Origin of the sequence: Paenibacillus sp. VMFN-D1 (assembly GCF_003386155.1) — a bacterium.
Taxonomy (GTDB): domain Bacteria; phylum Bacillota; class Bacilli; order Paenibacillales; family Paenibacillaceae; genus Paenibacillus_AQ; species Paenibacillus_AQ favisporus.
Genome location: NZ_QRDU01000001.1, coordinates 3,176,070 through 3,192,029, shown reverse-complemented (window position 1 = coordinate 3,192,029; position 15,960 = coordinate 3,176,070). Strand labels below are relative to the sequence as shown.

The 15,960-nt window shown below is 52.1% G+C and carries 15 protein-coding genes; 8 read left to right on the top strand and 7 right to left on the bottom strand.

The window, feature by feature from the left end:
* Positions 1–76 precede the first annotated feature (76 nt).
* From C7820_RS14655 to C7820_RS14645, 3 genes are read left to right on the top strand one after another with little or no spacing between them, the layout of a single operon-like run.
* Positions 77–511: a MarR family winged helix-turn-helix transcriptional regulator gene (locus C7820_RS14655; protein WP_116231492.1), complete on the top strand. Its 435-nt coding sequence runs from the start codon at positions 77–79 to the stop codon at positions 509–511.
* Positions 512–553: 42 nt separating this feature from the next.
* Positions 554–1,492: a ring-cleaving dioxygenase gene (locus tag C7820_RS14650; RefSeq protein WP_116231491.1), complete on the top strand. Its 939-nt coding sequence runs from the start codon at positions 554–556 to the stop codon at positions 1,490–1,492.
* 21 nt (positions 1,493–1,513) lie between these two features.
* Entirely contained in the window at positions 1,514–2,122 is a 609-nt protein-coding gene (locus tag C7820_RS14645; protein WP_116231490.1) for a flavin reductase family protein, read from the top strand.
* A 140-nt stretch (positions 2,123–2,262) separates the two neighbouring features.
* Here C7820_RS14645 and C7820_RS14640 read toward each other — a convergent pair whose 3' ends face one another.
* Positions 2,263–2,859, bottom strand: coding sequence for a GyrI-like domain-containing protein (locus tag C7820_RS14640; RefSeq protein WP_181909039.1), 597 nt, complete (start codon positions 2,857–2,859; stop codon positions 2,263–2,265).
* 161 nt (positions 2,860–3,020) lie between these two features.
* Between C7820_RS14640 and C7820_RS14635 the strand changes: the two genes are divergently transcribed.
* Positions 3,021–3,953: a helix-turn-helix transcriptional regulator gene (locus C7820_RS14635; RefSeq protein ID WP_181909038.1), complete on the top strand. Its 933-nt coding sequence runs from the start codon at positions 3,021–3,023 to the stop codon at positions 3,951–3,953.
* Positions 3,954–4,048: 95 nt separating this feature from the next.
* Here C7820_RS14635 and C7820_RS14630 read toward each other — a convergent pair whose 3' ends face one another.
* Together C7820_RS14630 and C7820_RS14625 are read right to left on the bottom strand one after the other, a co-directional pair.
* Complete coding sequence (locus C7820_RS14630) at positions 4,049–5,044, bottom strand: acrylyl-CoA reductase family protein (protein WP_116231487.1); 996 nt, start codon at positions 5,042–5,044, stop codon at positions 4,049–4,051.
* A gap of 79 nt (positions 5,045–5,123) precedes the next feature.
* Entirely contained in the window at positions 5,124–5,993 is an 870-nt protein-coding gene (locus tag C7820_RS14625; RefSeq protein WP_181909037.1) for an alpha/beta fold hydrolase, read from the bottom strand.
* A 103-nt stretch (positions 5,994–6,096) separates the two neighbouring features.
* Here C7820_RS14625 and C7820_RS14620 point away from each other — a divergent pair, with 103 nt between their 5' ends.
* Positions 6,097–6,993 (top strand): LysR family transcriptional regulator, encoded by an 897-nt coding sequence (locus C7820_RS14620; RefSeq protein WP_181909036.1) that lies wholly within the window; start codon positions 6,097–6,099, stop codon positions 6,991–6,993.
* Positions 6,994–7,005: 12 nt separating this feature from the next.
* Here C7820_RS14620 and C7820_RS14615 read toward each other — a convergent pair whose 3' ends face one another.
* Genes C7820_RS14615 through C7820_RS14605 form a run of 3 tightly spaced genes read right to left on the bottom strand, consistent with a single transcriptional unit; the run spans position 7,006 to position 10,672 of the window.
* Positions 7,006–8,142 (bottom strand): Ger(x)C family spore germination protein, encoded by a 1,137-nt coding sequence (locus tag C7820_RS14615; RefSeq protein WP_181909035.1) that lies wholly within the window; start codon positions 8,140–8,142, stop codon positions 7,006–7,008.
* Positions 8,143–8,150: 8 nt separating this feature from the next.
* Positions 8,151–9,590: a spore germination protein gene (locus C7820_RS14610; RefSeq protein WP_116231484.1), complete on the bottom strand. Its 1,440-nt coding sequence runs from the start codon at positions 9,588–9,590 to the stop codon at positions 8,151–8,153.
* Positions 9,587–10,672 (bottom strand): GerAB/ArcD/ProY family transporter, encoded by a 1,086-nt coding sequence (locus C7820_RS14605; protein ID WP_116231483.1) that lies wholly within the window; start codon positions 10,670–10,672, stop codon positions 9,587–9,589. Before C7820_RS14605 ends, C7820_RS14610 begins: the two co-directional genes overlap by 4 nt.
* A gap of 120 nt (positions 10,673–10,792) precedes the next feature.
* On the opposite strand from C7820_RS14605, the gene C7820_RS14600 reads away from it, so the two are divergent.
* Entirely contained in the window at positions 10,793–11,257 is a 465-nt protein-coding gene (locus C7820_RS14600; protein ID WP_116231482.1) for a hypothetical protein, read from the top strand.
* Between the two features lie 182 nt (positions 11,258–11,439).
* Here the strand turns inward: C7820_RS14600 and C7820_RS14595 are convergent, their stop codons facing one another.
* A complete protein-coding gene (locus tag C7820_RS14595) occupies positions 11,440–13,725 on the bottom strand; it encodes a helix-turn-helix domain-containing protein (RefSeq protein ID WP_258875265.1) in 2,286 nt (761 codons plus the stop codon).
* Between the two features lie 356 nt (positions 13,726–14,081).
* Between C7820_RS14595 and C7820_RS14590 the strand changes: the two genes are divergently transcribed.
* Together C7820_RS14590 and C7820_RS14585 are read left to right on the top strand one after the other, a co-directional pair.
* Positions 14,082–15,008 (top strand): ABC transporter permease, encoded by a 927-nt coding sequence (locus C7820_RS14590; RefSeq protein WP_258875264.1) that lies wholly within the window; start codon positions 14,082–14,084, stop codon positions 15,006–15,008.
* A 31-nt stretch (positions 15,009–15,039) separates the two neighbouring features.
* Complete coding sequence (locus tag C7820_RS14585; RefSeq protein WP_116231481.1) at positions 15,040–15,921, top strand: carbohydrate ABC transporter permease; 882 nt, start codon at positions 15,040–15,042, stop codon at positions 15,919–15,921.
* Positions 15,922–15,960: the final 39 nt, after the last annotated feature.

Sequence of the window (15,960 nt, the reverse complement as noted above, 5' to 3'; positions counted from 1 at the left end):
GCATAGAATTGTCTCATAATCAAATATCTCAAATTAAAGACAAATGAATTTAAGGTTTTTGAAGGGTGGGAATCGGATGCAATCAACATGCAAAAATAAAGCGTACCTGGCGTTAATGCAGACCTCTAAAGAAATCCAGGAATGCATTAGAGCCGAGCTGGCGAAAACCGACCTTCACGTTACGGAATTTTCAGTATTGGAAGTCCTCTACTTCCATGGTAAGCAGACGATCCACGAAGTGGCGCAGCGCATTTTGGTGTCAAGCGGATCCATGACGTATGTGATCGATAAGCTGGAGCGCAAGAACATGCTCAAACGGGTACCGTGTCCTGACGACCGCCGGGTGATCCATCTGGTTCTTACCCGCGAAGGGGAAGCGTTCATGCAGTCCATCATGCCAAGACATCAGGAGCGGGTGGAGCATCTGTTCGGATCACTGTCTGAAGAGGAGTCGGGAACCTTCGTACAGCTGCTCGGAAAAATCAAGCATCAGCTTCATGTACAGGTTTAATCATTCGATCTAAAATAATGAAGATCACGGGAGGAATTTAAAATGAGTAAAAAAACGATGGGAATTCACCATATTACAGCCATTGTGGGTCATCCGCAGGAAAACGTCGATTTTTATGCCGGCGTATTGGGGCTTCGCCTGGTCAAGAAAACGGTCAACTTCGACGATCCGGGTACCTATCATTTGTACTTTGGCAATGAAGGCGGCAAACCGGGGACGATCATTACGTTCTTTCCTTGGGCAAACGCGTATCAGGGCAAAATCGGCGACGGCCAGGTTGGAGTAACCTCTTATGTTGTGCCTGCCGGTGCGATGTCCTTCTGGGAAAAACGGCTGGAGCAGTTTCAGGTTCCTTTTACAAAAACGCAGCGCTTTGGCGAAACGTACTTGACGTTTGACGATCCGCACGGACTCCATTTGGAAATCGTTGAGCGGGAGGAAGGGGAGCCTAATGCCTGGAGCTTTGGCGGCGTAACTGCGGACGTTGCGATCAAAGGATTCGGAGGCGCGACCCTGTATTCTGCGCATCCGGAGCAGACGGCCGAATTGCTGGAGAACGTGATGGGTCTGGAACTCATCGGCAAAGAAGGGGATCTGGCCCGGTATCGCTCTACGGCGGATATCGGCAACGTCATCGATCTGAAGCTGGCCTCGGCAGGCCGCGGCCAGATGGGGGTCGGAACGGTTCACCATATTGCCTGGCGGGCCAAAGACGATCAGGATCAGCTGGACTGGCAGAGCTATGTTGCTGACAACGGCTATCACGTGACGCATGTCCGCGACCGCAACTATTTCAATGCCGTCTACTTTAAAGAGCATGGCGAAATCTTGTTTGAAATTGCCACCGATCCTCCAGGATTTGCCCATGACGAGTCTTTGGAAACGATGGGACAGCAGCTGATGCTGCCGGCGCAATACGAACCTCATCGCACTGAGCTTGAACGGGTTCTGCTTCCGTTTGAAGTCAGAACACTGGACTAATTGAAGGGAGGGGCAGCCCGCATGATATCCATCGATCCTGGGGCCCAGAGCGAAAGGGATAACTACAAGCTGCTGATTGGCAGCATCATTCCCAGGCCGATCGCGTTTGTGACGACGAAATCACAGGATGGCGTATTGAACGGAGCGCCGTTCAGCTACTTTAACATCGTGTCCAGTAACCCTCCGATGATTTCCTTGTCCATTCAGCGGTCAGGCGGCGAACTAAAGGATACGGCCAGAAACATTCGCGACCTCCAGGAGTTTGTCGTTCATATCGTGGATGAGCAGAATGTCCGGCAAGTGAATGAAACGGCAGCCAAGCTGCCTCCGGACCACAGCGAAATCGAAATAGCCGGATTGACGCCCGTCGAAAGCATCAAAGTCTCCGTTCCGGGCGTCGCCGAAGCCAAGATCCGGATGGAGTGCGTGCTCGAACAAGCGCTTGAGCTGGGTGGAACGGATTCTGACGGATGCGACTTCATCATCGGCCGAATCGTTCAGTTTCATATCCAGGAGGATTTGTATGAGAACGGTAGGATCGACGCCCGGCGTCTGGCTGCGGTAAGCCGGCTGGCCGGCAACCATTACGCGCGGATCGGGGACATATTCACGATTGAGCGCCCGCAGTAAGTCTTCTCGAATGGAACTGATAAAATGGCGGTGCAGAGGGTTATCCCTGCGCCGCCATTTTTGTCTTCCCGTCGATTGCCGCCTCCTTTGGCAAATTACGGGCAAGCGAAGTGATCCGACCTCAAGGCTCACCTTCTGGTTTATGTTGTGCCTTTTCTTACCGGGTGTCGTAAAATGGTCCTTGCCTTCTCCGGAGGGGTGCTCATGATATCGGAAATATAAATTTCATGATGAAGCCCGTTTTGTACCAGGTTATGGTCCTTCATAAATGCCTCAATCAAATCCACGGTTTCCTGCTCCCGATCATAGGGTCCGTTATGCATCATTTGCACGCATTTACCCTCATTGATCGTTTCTAAAGCGATAGATTGAATGAGCGGATTGTCCATGATCGCATTTATTTTGGTCCTCTCCCAATGGCAATCTGTCACGTAGTCGGGAACTCGTATGAGCAGTTTCCAATACCATTGCTCCATTGGCACTTCCCGAACAGGCTTATTGCCGTCCACCCACCAGAGCCCCTCCAGAACCGGCACGATAAAATCTTTGCCTTCCTTCATCATCAGTGATTTGACTCCGTATGCAGAGGTGTGAAGTGCTTGTACAGCAGCCAGGTGGGCAGATCTGCCAGGGGCCCCTTGATCGGAAATTGTAAGATAAAGGTTGCTTTCAAGCTCAATGAGTTCGGGGTGATCCGGAGCGTGATAATACTTGTTGTCTGTAATCATTAGATTCATCAAGGTTTGCCTCTCCTTTCGTTTAAGGTGCAGTGACATTGTACTATACCGTTTACGACATCATTATGTCATTAACTGTTCGGGTTTTTTAGGCCAACGTTTTGTGCTTTAATGAGTGTGTATTGAACTATAGTGTGAAGCGGAAATGGAGGACAAGAGCCTTGAAAATCGACAGGCTTCTTGCTATCGTGACGCTGCTGTTGGGGCGCGATAGAATAAGCGGCAAGGAACTCGCCGAACGTTTTGAGGTATCGGTCCGAACGATCTGCCGAGATATCGACGCAATTAATAAGGCGGGTATCCCTATCGTATCCTATACGGGGATCGCTGGGGGTTACGGACTGATCGATCATTATAAACTAGACCGTCAGCTGCTGACTTTTGAAGAACTGTTTGTGATTGAGACGGCTCTGAACGGGATGCTCTCCTCACTGGATGATCAGAAGATCCAACTGTTAATGGATAAAGTACAAGCTCTTATCGTAAAAGCGGAACGTGATCAAATGCAGGAGCATAAGCAGAAAATGATCGTAGACTTTAATCCGTGGGGGCATGGACGATCGGAACAAGACATTATAGAACAGTTGCACGGAGCCATTAAGGACAACTTGATGGTTGAATTTGATTACCCAGACACACTTGGCGAATATCATGCTCGTAAAATAGAACCGATGACGATAGCATTAAAAGGTTATCATTGGTATGTGTACGGGTATTGTACGACTCGGAACAATTATCGAATCTTTCGATTATCCCGAATAAACAACCTGCGGATTGCCTCAGAGAGCTTTATTCGCCGAGATAAAACGATCGAGGACTTAGAAGCTTTATGGAACGATCGCGGTCCGGTTACTCATTTGGAGCTGCATTTTCAGCCGCAGGTAAGAACGAGAGTACAGGACTACTTCAAAGCGGAATTGATCACCCCTTTACCTGACGGTTCACTTCGAGTTAAAGGGGAGTTTCTGGAGGATAGTTGGCTATATGATACGATTCTAAGTTTTGGGCCGAATGTCCTCGTATTGGGACCTGAACACATAAGGGCAGAGATCGCTGATCGAGTACGCAGAACTGCTCAATTATATGATAAATGATTTAACTCCTGACAATTGAAAAGACGTGACCGGATGGGTCGTTAACAGCAACCAGCGTTCCAGTGCACGTCTCATGCTTTACCATGACATGCTGCTCAAGTGAGGTTCACGATAGCCCGGCCCCGCATGCGGCCTTGAAGAATTTGAGTCAACGCGTCCGGCAGATCGGATAGCGCAATCTCGCGAACGACGGAATCGAGCATTTCTTCTTCCGGCAGCCACTCGGCCGCGATCCGTCCCCATACTTTGCGCCGGAGCTCCATAGGGCACTGCACCGAGTCAATGCCGAGCAGATTAACGTCGCGTAAAATAAACGGAAGCACCGATGAGGCGAAGTCCATTCCCCCGGTAAAACCGCTGACAGCGACAGAGCCTCCGTAACGGACCGATCTTAGGACATGAGGCAGAAGAGCCCCGCCTACCGGATCGACCGCACCGGCCCACCGCTCCTGATGAAGAGAGCGTCCTTCAGGCAATTCCAGCTCCTGGGGCGAAATGCATTCGGCTGCGCCTAGTTTTTTCAAATACTCGGCTTCAGCGCTTTTGCGGGAGCTGGCCGTCACGTCATAACCCGACCGCGCCAGCATGGCGACGGCCCAGCTTCCCACGCCTCCAGTGGCGCCGGTCACGAGCACAGGGCCTTGGCCGGGAGCCAGTCCGTTCTCCTCCATCCGGTGAATGGATAACGCAGCGGTGAACCCGGCGGTGCCGACCGCCATCGCTGCCTTCGCCGACATACCCGGCGGCAGGGGGACGACCCAAGCAGCGGGCACCCGCGTCATTTGGCTGAAGCCGCCCGGATGGGATACCCCCAATCCGTATCCCGTAACGAGGACCTCGTCTCCCTCACGGAATGCCGGGTCAGACGAAGCGACGACGGTTCCGGCTAAGTCAATTCCCGGAATATGCGGGTAACTGTTCACGATATGGCCTCCAGGGATGCTGGCCAGCCCGTCTTTATAGTTCACGCCTGAGTATGCAATGCGGATCGTTACGTCCCCTTCCGGCAGTTCGTCCAGCGAATAGCCCCGTACCTCCGGCTTCAGCTGTTCCCCTTTCCAATCTACCGTTAATGCTTGATAAGTGTTCATTTTTGATGCCGCCTCTCTTAAATAATGATGGATGATTTGCAGAAAATTAAGCATTGAGCATGGATGCAGCATTTCGGATTCAGCTCGGTCCGATCGAATCAACAAACTCTTTGAGTTCCCGATTAAAGCGCTCCGGCTGATCCCAAAAGACCGCATGCCCGGCTTCTTCATACAGGGACAGCTTGGAATGGGTGATGATTTCGGCGGTTCGCCGGCCGGCTTCAAGCTTCACGGTGCGATCCTGGGCTCCGTGCGTGATCCGAACGGGCTTCGTTATCGATGACAAAACATCGTCGTTCGTGATCTGTCTGTTAAAGATTCCTTGATGTACGAATGCCGGAACGACCACATTGGATCCGAGAAAGAGATAGTGTTCCTCGCGGGTCAAGGTGTGATAAAACACGCTTTGCTCCAGCCACTGGTCCAGCGTGTTGATCCGAACCATCGGTTCGTCGGAGAAGAGGCCCGCCGACATGTTCAGCGTGTCGCTTCCCATATCGGCTATTAAGGCTTCCCTGCCCAGCCGGGTTAAGGCACCCGCAAACAGGAAACCTCCAATTTCGTTCTCCCCGTACTCCCGGATATAGTCGAGAAGGGGGATTCCCGCGAATGACCAGCCGACCAATACCGGTTGAATCAATCCCAGCTCCCGAATGACGGCACGAATGTCCTCAGCCCACAGCCGTCCGTCGGCATACCCTTGCGCCGGTTTATCCGATTGCCCGTGTCCGCGAAAATCCATCGTTACCAGGCGGTAATCCAGGGCAAGCTCCGAATGAATCTGCTTCTTCCAACACAAGCTGCACTGCGATCCGCCGTGCAGGAACAGCAGCGGGCGGCCATGGACATTGCCCGATTCCTCGACATGGAGCTTAACGCCGCCGCCCCCAGTTACCGTAAAAGACACGGGCTGCCGCAAGTGGTTTAGCATCTGCTTATCGAACGTCATCGGCGATCCCTCCTTATAGTTAGAATCGTATCCTTGTTCGTTCATTTCGTCTAATTTATAATTCGTATATAAATCATGCATAAATGTAATGGATGAGGAGGGGATGAAAATCGAGTGGCAGCAGATAGAGTATTTTATTGCGGTGGCGAAGCTGCAGCATATGACGAAGGCGGCACAGCAGTTATCCCTGTCCCAGCCTGCCTTGAGCCGTTCCATTGCAGGCTTGGAGAAGGAGCTGGGCGTGGCTTTGTTCGAACGGAGCGGACGTAATTTGGTCCTGAACCGGTTCGGGCGCCTTTTTCTGGAACGGGCCGAACAAGCCTTTCGTGAAATTGAGCAAGCCAAACAGGAGATCGCGAACCAAATCAATCCGGAGGCAGGTGTGATTTCCCTTAGCTTCCTGCATACGCTCGGAGCTCAGCTGATCCCGAGCCTGCTCGGTTCCTTCCGGGAGCGTTATACCGACATCCGTTTTGAGCTTCATGAGAGCTCCAATCAGCAATTGCTCACGCTCATCTCCAATCACGAATGCGATTTCGGACTTTCCACGCCCGAGCTGCTGGATGACAAGTTCAACTGGCATTTGCTCGGCATGCCCGAATTATTTCTGGCCCTTCCGCAGCATCATCGGTGGAGCATCAAAAGCCAAATCAGTCTGGAGGAGCTGCAGGATGAGCCTTTTGTCGGTTTAAAGACGTCCTGCGGGTTAAATTTCACCATCAACCAATTGTTCGAAAAAAAACAGATTCGCCCGAACACCGTATTTGAAGCGGACGAATTGGATACGGTGGCCGGGCTCGTTTCTGCGGGTTTTGGAGTTGCCTTGCTGCCGAAGACGATAGGTGTTCAAAATCATCAATTGCACTGGGTGAAGGTCGATGACCCGGCATGCAAGCTTCCGATCGGCGTAGTATGGAAAAAAGACAGGCCGCTTACCCCGGTATCGGAAACTTTCCTTGACTTCATCCGCGAAAAATATCCCTTGGTTCATCAGGAGTAGTGCTGTTTCATTTCATCGCATTTTGGAAATACCGCCGCTGATCAAATTAACTTTGACGGTAATGATACCAATGCTTCCTTGATCCAGCTTTAATTGTCTTTTGTTGCTTAGTTCCTGCCATTCCTTGGGCATGCTGCGGTACAGCTTTGCCGACAGGCCGTACACGTCGATATCTTTGGCGAGTCCCGTTAAATACGTGTCCATGATCTGGCTTTTGATTTCCTTGGCAGCCTGCATTTCGAGCTGTTGGCGATGGAGGCTTGTACTCAGCTGCGGAAGCGTCCCCTGCATGGAAACTTTGAAATCGAAGACAGGTTTCCCATTGACGAGGCGCGGACGGATCGACGATTTGATATTATTCATGACCATCATGGCCTTGATTTTCTTTTCTCCTTTGACGACAAGGGACGTTCTTATCGTTTTCTTTTCCAGCCAGCGGAGTCCCAGGATATCTTGTGTCGGAAGGCAGCTCCGGAACTTCTGATGGTCCAGAAAGCATACGCCGGCCATGCTGATGTTGGGGGATGGCTTCTTGTTGTCGGTCCACCCTCCAATGATTACCAGGTAGGGCAGATGGACCGTCTCGCCTTTTTCTTTCCATTTCCATATGAGTTTGTACATGTACAGCGGAGCGATCACCGAACTTTGTTCATATGAACGCATCGGGCTGTTCAGCTGCGAGTAAATTGCGGACAGCTCACTGGTTGATGAAGTATTGAGCACTTGCTCTAAGGGCTCCTTGGTGGCCATCGCCCACACGGTATAACGATACTCGTAGTACCGGTCCCATACGTCCAGAACCTGGTCGATCAGTCCGTGCTTTAATGCGTCTTCGGTAAATACGACCGTTTTGATGTTGCTCCAAACAATCCGCTGCGGGCTCGATGCGTACAGATTGAATATGGCAGTGTCGAATGCATCGCCTTCACCTTTCCCGATAAAGGTTTTCTGCTGTTGGGATTGTCCCGGTTCTTTTTTCGCAATCCCCCCAAAGTTGACCATTTGGATGTACACGACAACTTTGTCCTTGACGTAATCTACGCCCAGCGTATTAACGTAAATCATATGCTCGATTTCCCTGGTCCCCCAGCAGCCGGTCAGCAGCGTAGAGAGCAGGATAACGATAGCGATGCAGCGGATCGTTTTCATGCCGTAATTCATCCTTTGTTTCCGGAATGGTCGCTGAATTTCCCCTTGCCCCAAGGCATGCGGAAAAGAACCTTAAACCATTCCTTAAATTGAGGTGGAGACAGAGGGGCCAAAAAAGGGGTCCCGAAGGATCGAAGATTGACCAGGAACAGAACGAGAGCCAGCAGACTCGTCAGCGTTCCGAACAGTCCGAGAAATCCGCTGATCAGCAGAATCACCAGCCTTAGCAGGCTGACTACCGTGACTAAGGACTGGTTCACCAGCGTAAAGGTGGAGACGACCGATATTGCCGTAACGACGATGGTCCCCGGTGCCGCAATCCCCGCGCTGATGGCAGCCTGGCCGATAATCAACCCGCCGACGACCGACAGAGTCTGTCCGAAGGATGAGGGCAATCTCATTCCCGCCTCCCTGAAAATCTCGAAGAGCAGCAGGCTCACCACGGCCTCCAACGGCACCGGGAGCGGTACGCCTTGCCTGGAGTTGACGATGGTCGCCAGCAGGGTGAAGGGGATTTGATCCTGATGGTATGCCGTAATCGCCGTCCAAAATCCAGGTAAAAAAAGCGACAGCATGACCCCGATGATCCTTAATAACCTTGTGAAGGCAACGAAAGTATTGACGTAATGAGCGTCTTCCGACGTGTTAAGCAGAAGATTAAAGGTCACGGGGCCGAAAACCACTGTCGGCGAGCCGTTCATCACGAGCGCGAATTTGCCGTGAAGCAGAGCGTTGACCGTGTAGTCCGGCCGGCCTGTATAGGTCATCAGCGGAAAAAGCGAAAAGCCCGTTAACGTTTCTTCCAGCTGCGTATTGCTGATCAGACCTTTGGTACGTACGCGTGCGAGCCTGGAGCGGATTTCATCGAGCACATGCTTCTGGATTTCATCCTTATGGTACAGAAGAAATACCTCGGTCGACGTTTCCGAGCCGATCGTGAATGCTTCGACCGCCAGCAATTCGGTTTTGAGCCTTCTTCGAATCAAGGCCAGATTGGTGTATGCATCTTCGACAAATCCGTCCCGCGGCCCGCGGCTAGACACCTCCGTATTAGGCTCCTCAGGCTGCCGAATGGGCGGATTGGCCAGAGTTACCGAGTAAATCTGGTACGTAGGTTTGAATAGGAGCAGAAGATTTCCGTTCAGCACAGTTTCCTTTATGGCTTCTTCACGGCCTTTTTCAGGCAGGTTTTTCATGTGAAACGGAACCTTCTGCTGCAGGTTCATCTGGTCCGATCGAAAAATATCTTCAGAAATGTCCTTCAGCGCAGGAATGATATCCTGCTCCACTTTGTTGACGTCACACAACCCTTGGCAGTACAGCAGCTGAACGCTGTAATCTGCATTGGATAGCTGGAGGGTTATGTTCTTAATATCCGCGCTCGAATCGAATAAGCGGGAGACCAAAGCATCGATCGCTGAACCGTTCCGGCTGCTTTTTCTCATCATGACGCCGCTTTCCCCCTTCGCTGAGCCAGCAGGAGGAGTCCTGCCATAATAACCGAAAACGCCAGTACCCCCCACATCGATATAGGGAGTAAGTAGTGAGACATCATTTTTAAAAAGGCCTGATCGCTGATCGGCATGGTCGAAATGAAGAGGATGACCGCGTAAAGGCAGCCCAGCATCCATGCCTTTCCCTTAATGCTCTGAATCCGGAATACATCCAGAATGAGGAACATGGTGAGCGATATCCGGATGAACGCGCCGCTGAACCATTGGTACACGCTGAAAAAGTCCAAGTGTTCGATGTAGCGGCCGATCGTGAGCAGTCTCCATTCCTCGTAAGCCGGAAACCTCAGCTTGGCCGCCTCGTCCGTTCCGAATTCGACAATTGAGCCTATGAGTGGACCTATGGTCAGACCTGCCAAGAGGAGGACCACTGTCAAGAAATGCAAGTACGTCAGGCGAGACTGGATGTGATGCTGCATGAAGAACAGCATGATCAACTCCGCGAAGCCTGCCCCCACATAGACCGCGCCGCTCCAGACCGGCTGCATGCCATGGGCGAGAAGCGGCTTAAGCAGGGAGTAATCTTTATGTGGAGTATTCGAAAACATGACGAAAAAGCCGAGCAGGACGACAACGGGCAGCAGGACGCTCGCTGTATTGGCAATGGATTGGATGCCAAGGTGCGCGTTGACCACCGAAATGAAAAGAAAGATCAGGGCAAACACCAGAATCGGTGTTTCCGGAGAAAAGGTCTGATGGATCCAGTAGACGGTGTCCCGGGTCGTAATCGTACATATTGCAAAGAGGTAGATCGCTGCCGATCCGGCCAGCAGGCGTCCTACAATAGGGGAGTAAGCTTTGGAGAAGATGTCAAATATCGGACGCTTGGCGGTTCTGCTGATTCCAATGTGCAGAATCACAATCCATACCAGCGAGCATGCCCCCGCAAGAATTATAGACATCCAGGCGTCGCGTCCGGCCGCATCCAGCAAAATCGGGATGATGATGACATGGTTCAGCAGCCCCGTGCTCAGCATCATGATCATGACGGATTGAACAAACGAGATAGGGGATTTCATGGCCATCTTCCTCCTGTCTTGGCAATCTTTCCTTCTTATAGTGGGATATTTTAGATGGATTATACGGAGTGCTATGCTTTAGGATATAATTAGCACAATGAACCTAAGGCGGATCTTATCATGTTATGGATACTCGAATTGCTGAGCATGGCGGCAAACCTGATGTTGGCCTGCTTTACAGGTTCTGCCCTGATCATAGGCACCGTCTTTTTTTTGATCGGATTTCAGGGAGCGCGGCTCTCCACGCTTGCGAAAGGGAAGCAGACCCGAACCGATGTGCTTAAGATATGTTCCACCCTCGGCATCGTTTTTGTCATCTTCCTGATTTCGTTTGAAAGTTTCCGGATGACGGGCCAGTTAGCCTTTTCGTCCGGAATGGCACCGGAAACGGCCAGGCGGCTCGGGATGAGGCTCGTCGTGCTTGGCGTGATTCAAGCGGCCTGGTTGTTCATCTCCCTGAAGTGGCTGCTGCCGCTGGTTTTTGACCCGATCGACCTCAGCCCCAGGCGGAAAATGGTTGTTGTCAGCGCAACCGTGCTTAACCTGCTGCCGGGCCTGCTGGTCGTTCAGGGTATCGGGGTCTAGCGTTTAGTCGCAGAAACATCAGTGTACACAGGATATTTGATTTGAGCAGATTTATATTCAGGTTTTCCGCGATATGTAAAATCAAGAAAAAAACAGCCATTCGCCTGTATATAACCGGCAATTGGCTGTTTTTTGTGTTGGGGCAACATGCGAAAAGAGCGGAGCGCCGCATCCAGGTTCCGCTAACCGCTTTGGCTGGTGCTCTGAAGCCAATGCCTTTTGCGGTAGGCACCCGGCGTGATGCCGGTCACCTTTTTAAAGGTCCGGTTGAAAGAGGTGATATTGAGGTACCCGACCTGCTGGCTGATTTCATTGACGGTCAGGCTGGTGCAGGCGAGCAGCTCGCGCGCCTTTTCCATCCGGATGCCCTGCATATGGTCGCTGAAATTCAAGCCGGTCTTGTCTTTGATATAGGCAGATAAATAGGTGCTCGTCAGATTGAATTTTGCCGACAGGTAATCCAGGGATAAATCCTCTGCGTACTGGGTCTGCATGACCTTCAGCAGCCTGGAGATCAGCGGCTCTTCCCGCGCATCCCACTTGGAACGCAGCAGGGAGCAGGACGCTTCGAGCAGCTGGCGGAAGACTTGTCGGTAATCGTTCACGCACTGGCATTCCTGCAGCCCGCGGGTCCACTGCTTCAGCGACTGAATCTTCGTTGGTTCCACCTGGGCGGCTTCCACGAAGTAGATCACCCGCGAGGCGATGGAATCGGCGAAGAAGCGGAATTGGCCGATGCCGGCTTCCTTCCGCAGCATGAAGTCCAGCGCCTGGTCGATCAGCTGCAGGCAGCGGGCGTCCTGGCCCGATTGCAGGGAAGCGGTGAATTCGCGCTCCTGAGCCGGGCTTAGGGATACGGAAGCGGGAAGGGAGCGGCTGCCGGTAATCAGCTGGGCCTCCTCGACCAATTTGGCCTGGGCCGTCCACGACCGCAGCTCATGGTAAGCCCGGCTGAACTCCGATACCTGGTGGATATCGCCGCTGACGGCAATGCTGACCAGAATCTGGTCCTTCTCCGCCTCCAGCATACTGCGGATCTCTTCCAGAAAGGGATAAGTTGAGCTTGAGGATGCTCCCTTAATAATAGATATAATTTCATTTTTCTCCAGCTGGAACGTATGGGAGCCTTCGAATCGCCCGGTCGTCAGGATATGAATATGGTCCAGCAGGTGCCTGACGGCTGTATCGGCGTGCACAGGCAGATCTGCCGTATGCGACAAGCGGAACCGGATGTGATACAGCACCACGACATAGCGTTCGTCCGCCGTCAGGAAGTCCTTCCATTCGTTGATATCCGTGTTGATGTTTTTAAGGCGGCTGATATAGGAATAGCTGGTCAGTACAGACCGCTGTTGTTGGAGCTTGGCCCGGATTTCGTTTTTGTCCCGCTGCAGCTCGTGGATCCTCTCCGCGATCAGATCATATTCCACCGCGCCCTTCCGCAAGGGTGCAGGGGCTGCATCAAAGGGTTTATTGTCCAGCATGGCGGACAGCATGCGCTTGACGGGCGTATGCAGCTTGCGGCTGAGGAGGATGGAAACGCCTACAGAAACAGCGAGCGTCAGCATGAAGATGACCAGTACGGTCCCTGTCACCCGGCTGAACTGCGAGGAGACATGCTTGTAGGGGACCGCCGTAATATAGGTCAGCCCTTGGTCCGACGATGTTTTGAAGTAGTAGGTATCGTCAATGAGCATCTGCAGCTGTCCCGGCTTGAATTCAGGCAGCGTATCCATGCTGATTTTCCCATGCTGATACAGCAGTTTTCCCTCCGGGTCCATGATACCTACCGTCCGGTTCTGGGTGTTGCCGAAAAACGAACTTGCCGCTTTCTCAATATTAATCAGTGCGATCACCTGATATCGTCCGCCAGGCGGCTGGTACACATAAGGCAGGAGCTGCTTGGCATCCGGCACCGTGACATTGACGTGAAACGGCGAAGCCGGCAGCAGCCGGAACGTCTGCGGATCAGACGGATCGGAGGCGGCCTGCCAGAAATGCTGCGGGTACGCGGAGCTGGCATACAGATGGCTGAACAGGTAGGAAGCGCTGCTGCTTCCGGATTTGCTGAGGGCAAAATCTTTTCCGTCAAAATAAATAATGACGTCTTCCAGGTAAAAGAGGGGGTTGTATACATCCCTTCTCATTTGGAGAATCACGCTTCGGGCTTTGAGATAATCGATGTTTTGGCTCTCGGCGCTGTGAAGCTGGCTGTTAAAGCCGATCAAGTCCTCCTGGTTGTACAGATCGTACAGCAGCACCTGCAGACGCTGGAGCTGATTGGTGAAGCGGCCCGCCGCGTCGCGCAGATCACTTTGGTTCGACTGGATGATTTCTTCCTGAAGCGTTCCTTTAAACATATGGTAAATGGCCGTATAAACCCCGCCAAACAGCAGGATCAGCGCAAGAAAACTAACGAAAATCTGGACGAACAGCGAGCGCCTGCGTTCCTTGATCCAGCTAATCATCACCGCTTAAGCTCCTTTCAAACCATTTTGGCATCGATACCTATCCCATTAATGTAACGGCTCACTATTAAGCCGATTGGACGCGGATGTTAAGAGAACGTAAAAATTGTATATGCAAATTTTATGATTTAGTTTGATTATTCATGATTTCCGGACTGCAAGTTAGAAGAGTTGAGAGATGGGTAAGCATCTTGAAAATTGTCCATAGCGGCGCGCGGCAAAGCTGTGTCATGATGCATTCGTGTCAGATGGCGTCCAGCATGGGGCATGAATCTTGCACAGAAGATCAAGGGGGAGGGAAATTCGTTGTGGACAGCCAAACGGCGGTGAACAAGATGGCCGGCAAGGGCCGCAGCATGTACGAGAAAAACGGACGAGGGAGCAGCCGGGCGGCGGCATGGCTCCGGAATTGGCAGCTGTATTTGTTGATTGCCCCGGTTCTGGGTTACTTTATCGTCTTCCACTATATTCCCATGTACGGCGTGCAGATCGCATTCAAGGATTACATCGCCTCGAAAGGCATCACGGGGAGTCCTTGGGTCGGGCTCAAGCATATCGAACGCTTTTTTGACAGCTTTTATTTTGCGCGCATTCTGTGGAACACGCTCGGCATCGGGGTGTATGAGTTGATTGCGGGTTTTCCGGTTCCGATCGTGCTGGCGCTCCTGCTGCATGAGGTGCGTTCATCCAAGTTCCGGCGATTCGTCCAGACGGTGACTTATGCCCCGCATTTTTTATCGACTGTGGTTGTGGTCGGCATGCTGATGATGTTTCTGTCTCCAGTCAGCGGGCTCGTCAATGCGGTTATCGTATGGCTTGGCGGACAGCCGGTTGCTTTTCTGACCGAGCCGTCATGGTTCAAGAGCATCTATGTCTGGTCAGGCGTGTGGCAGAGCATGGGCTGGAGCTCGATCATTTATTTGGCCGCCTTGTCCGGGATTGACCCTCAGCTTCATGAAGCGGCCAAGGTGGATGGTGCCGGCCGGCTCAAACGGATGTGGCACATCAATTTGCCGGGCATCGCGCCGACGATCGTCGTTCTGCTCATTTTGAACATCGGATCGATCTTGGGCGTCGGTTTTGAAAAGGTGTTCCTGATGCAAAATTCGCTCAATATGGAAGCGTCAGACGTCATTGCCACCAACGTATACCGCAGCGGCATTTTGGGGGCGCAGTACAGCTATTCCGCCGCCGTGGGGCTGTTCAATGCCGTCGTCAATTTCGTGCTGCTCCTGACCGTAAACCGGATCGCGTGCAAAATGGGCGGAAGCAGCCTATGGTAATCTTGACTAGACAACGGAAGGAGGGTCATCCATGCTGGAGACCAGGTCCGAACGGATTACGGGAATAGGCATCTATGTTCTGTTAGGGGTTGTCACCCTGATCGTTCTGTATCCGCTGTTCTTCGTGCTGATCGCATCGGTCAGCAATCCCGGGTCGGTGATACGGGGAGAAGTATGGCTGTGGCCCAAAGGGTTCTCGCTCATTGGTTATGAACGCCTGTTTGGGAACAAGGAGCTGCTTCGTGGCTTTATGAACACGGTCATGTATACGGTTGTCGGAACCGCGCTCAATGTGGTGATGACCGTGGCCGGGGCGTATCCGCTGTCCCGCGCGGACTTTAAAGGCAGGCACTTCTTTACGTTCCTGATCGTGTTTACGATGTTTTTTGGCGGCGGCATGATTCCGACATACCTGCTGATCAAAAGCCTCGGGCTGCTCAATACGTTCTGGGCCATGATTATTCCGTCCGCCGTCTCGGTATGGAACATTCTGATCATGCGCACGTTTTTTCAATCCTCCATCCCCAAGGAAGTTCAAGAAGCGGCTTTCATGGATGGATGCTCCAATATTAAAATTTTGCTCAAAGTCGTACTGCCCCTGTCGGGACCCGTACTCGCTGTCATGGTGCTGTTCTACGCGGTCGGACATTGGAATGCTTACTTCAGCGCGCTGCTCTATTTGTCGGACCGGGATTTGTATCCGATGCAGCTGTTTCTGCGCGAGATTCTGGTACAGAACCAGATGCAGGAGATGGTCGATATCAGCGATGATACGCTGGCCCGCAGTCTGATGGATGCCGAGGCGATCAAATATGCGGCGGTCATTGTCACGAATCTGCCGATGCTCATTCTTTACCCTTTTCTGCAAAAGTATTTCGTCAAAGGTGTCATGGTTGGTGCGATTAAGGGCTGATCAGGTTCAAATCTTAAATGTTAACGGAGGAGATGGAGT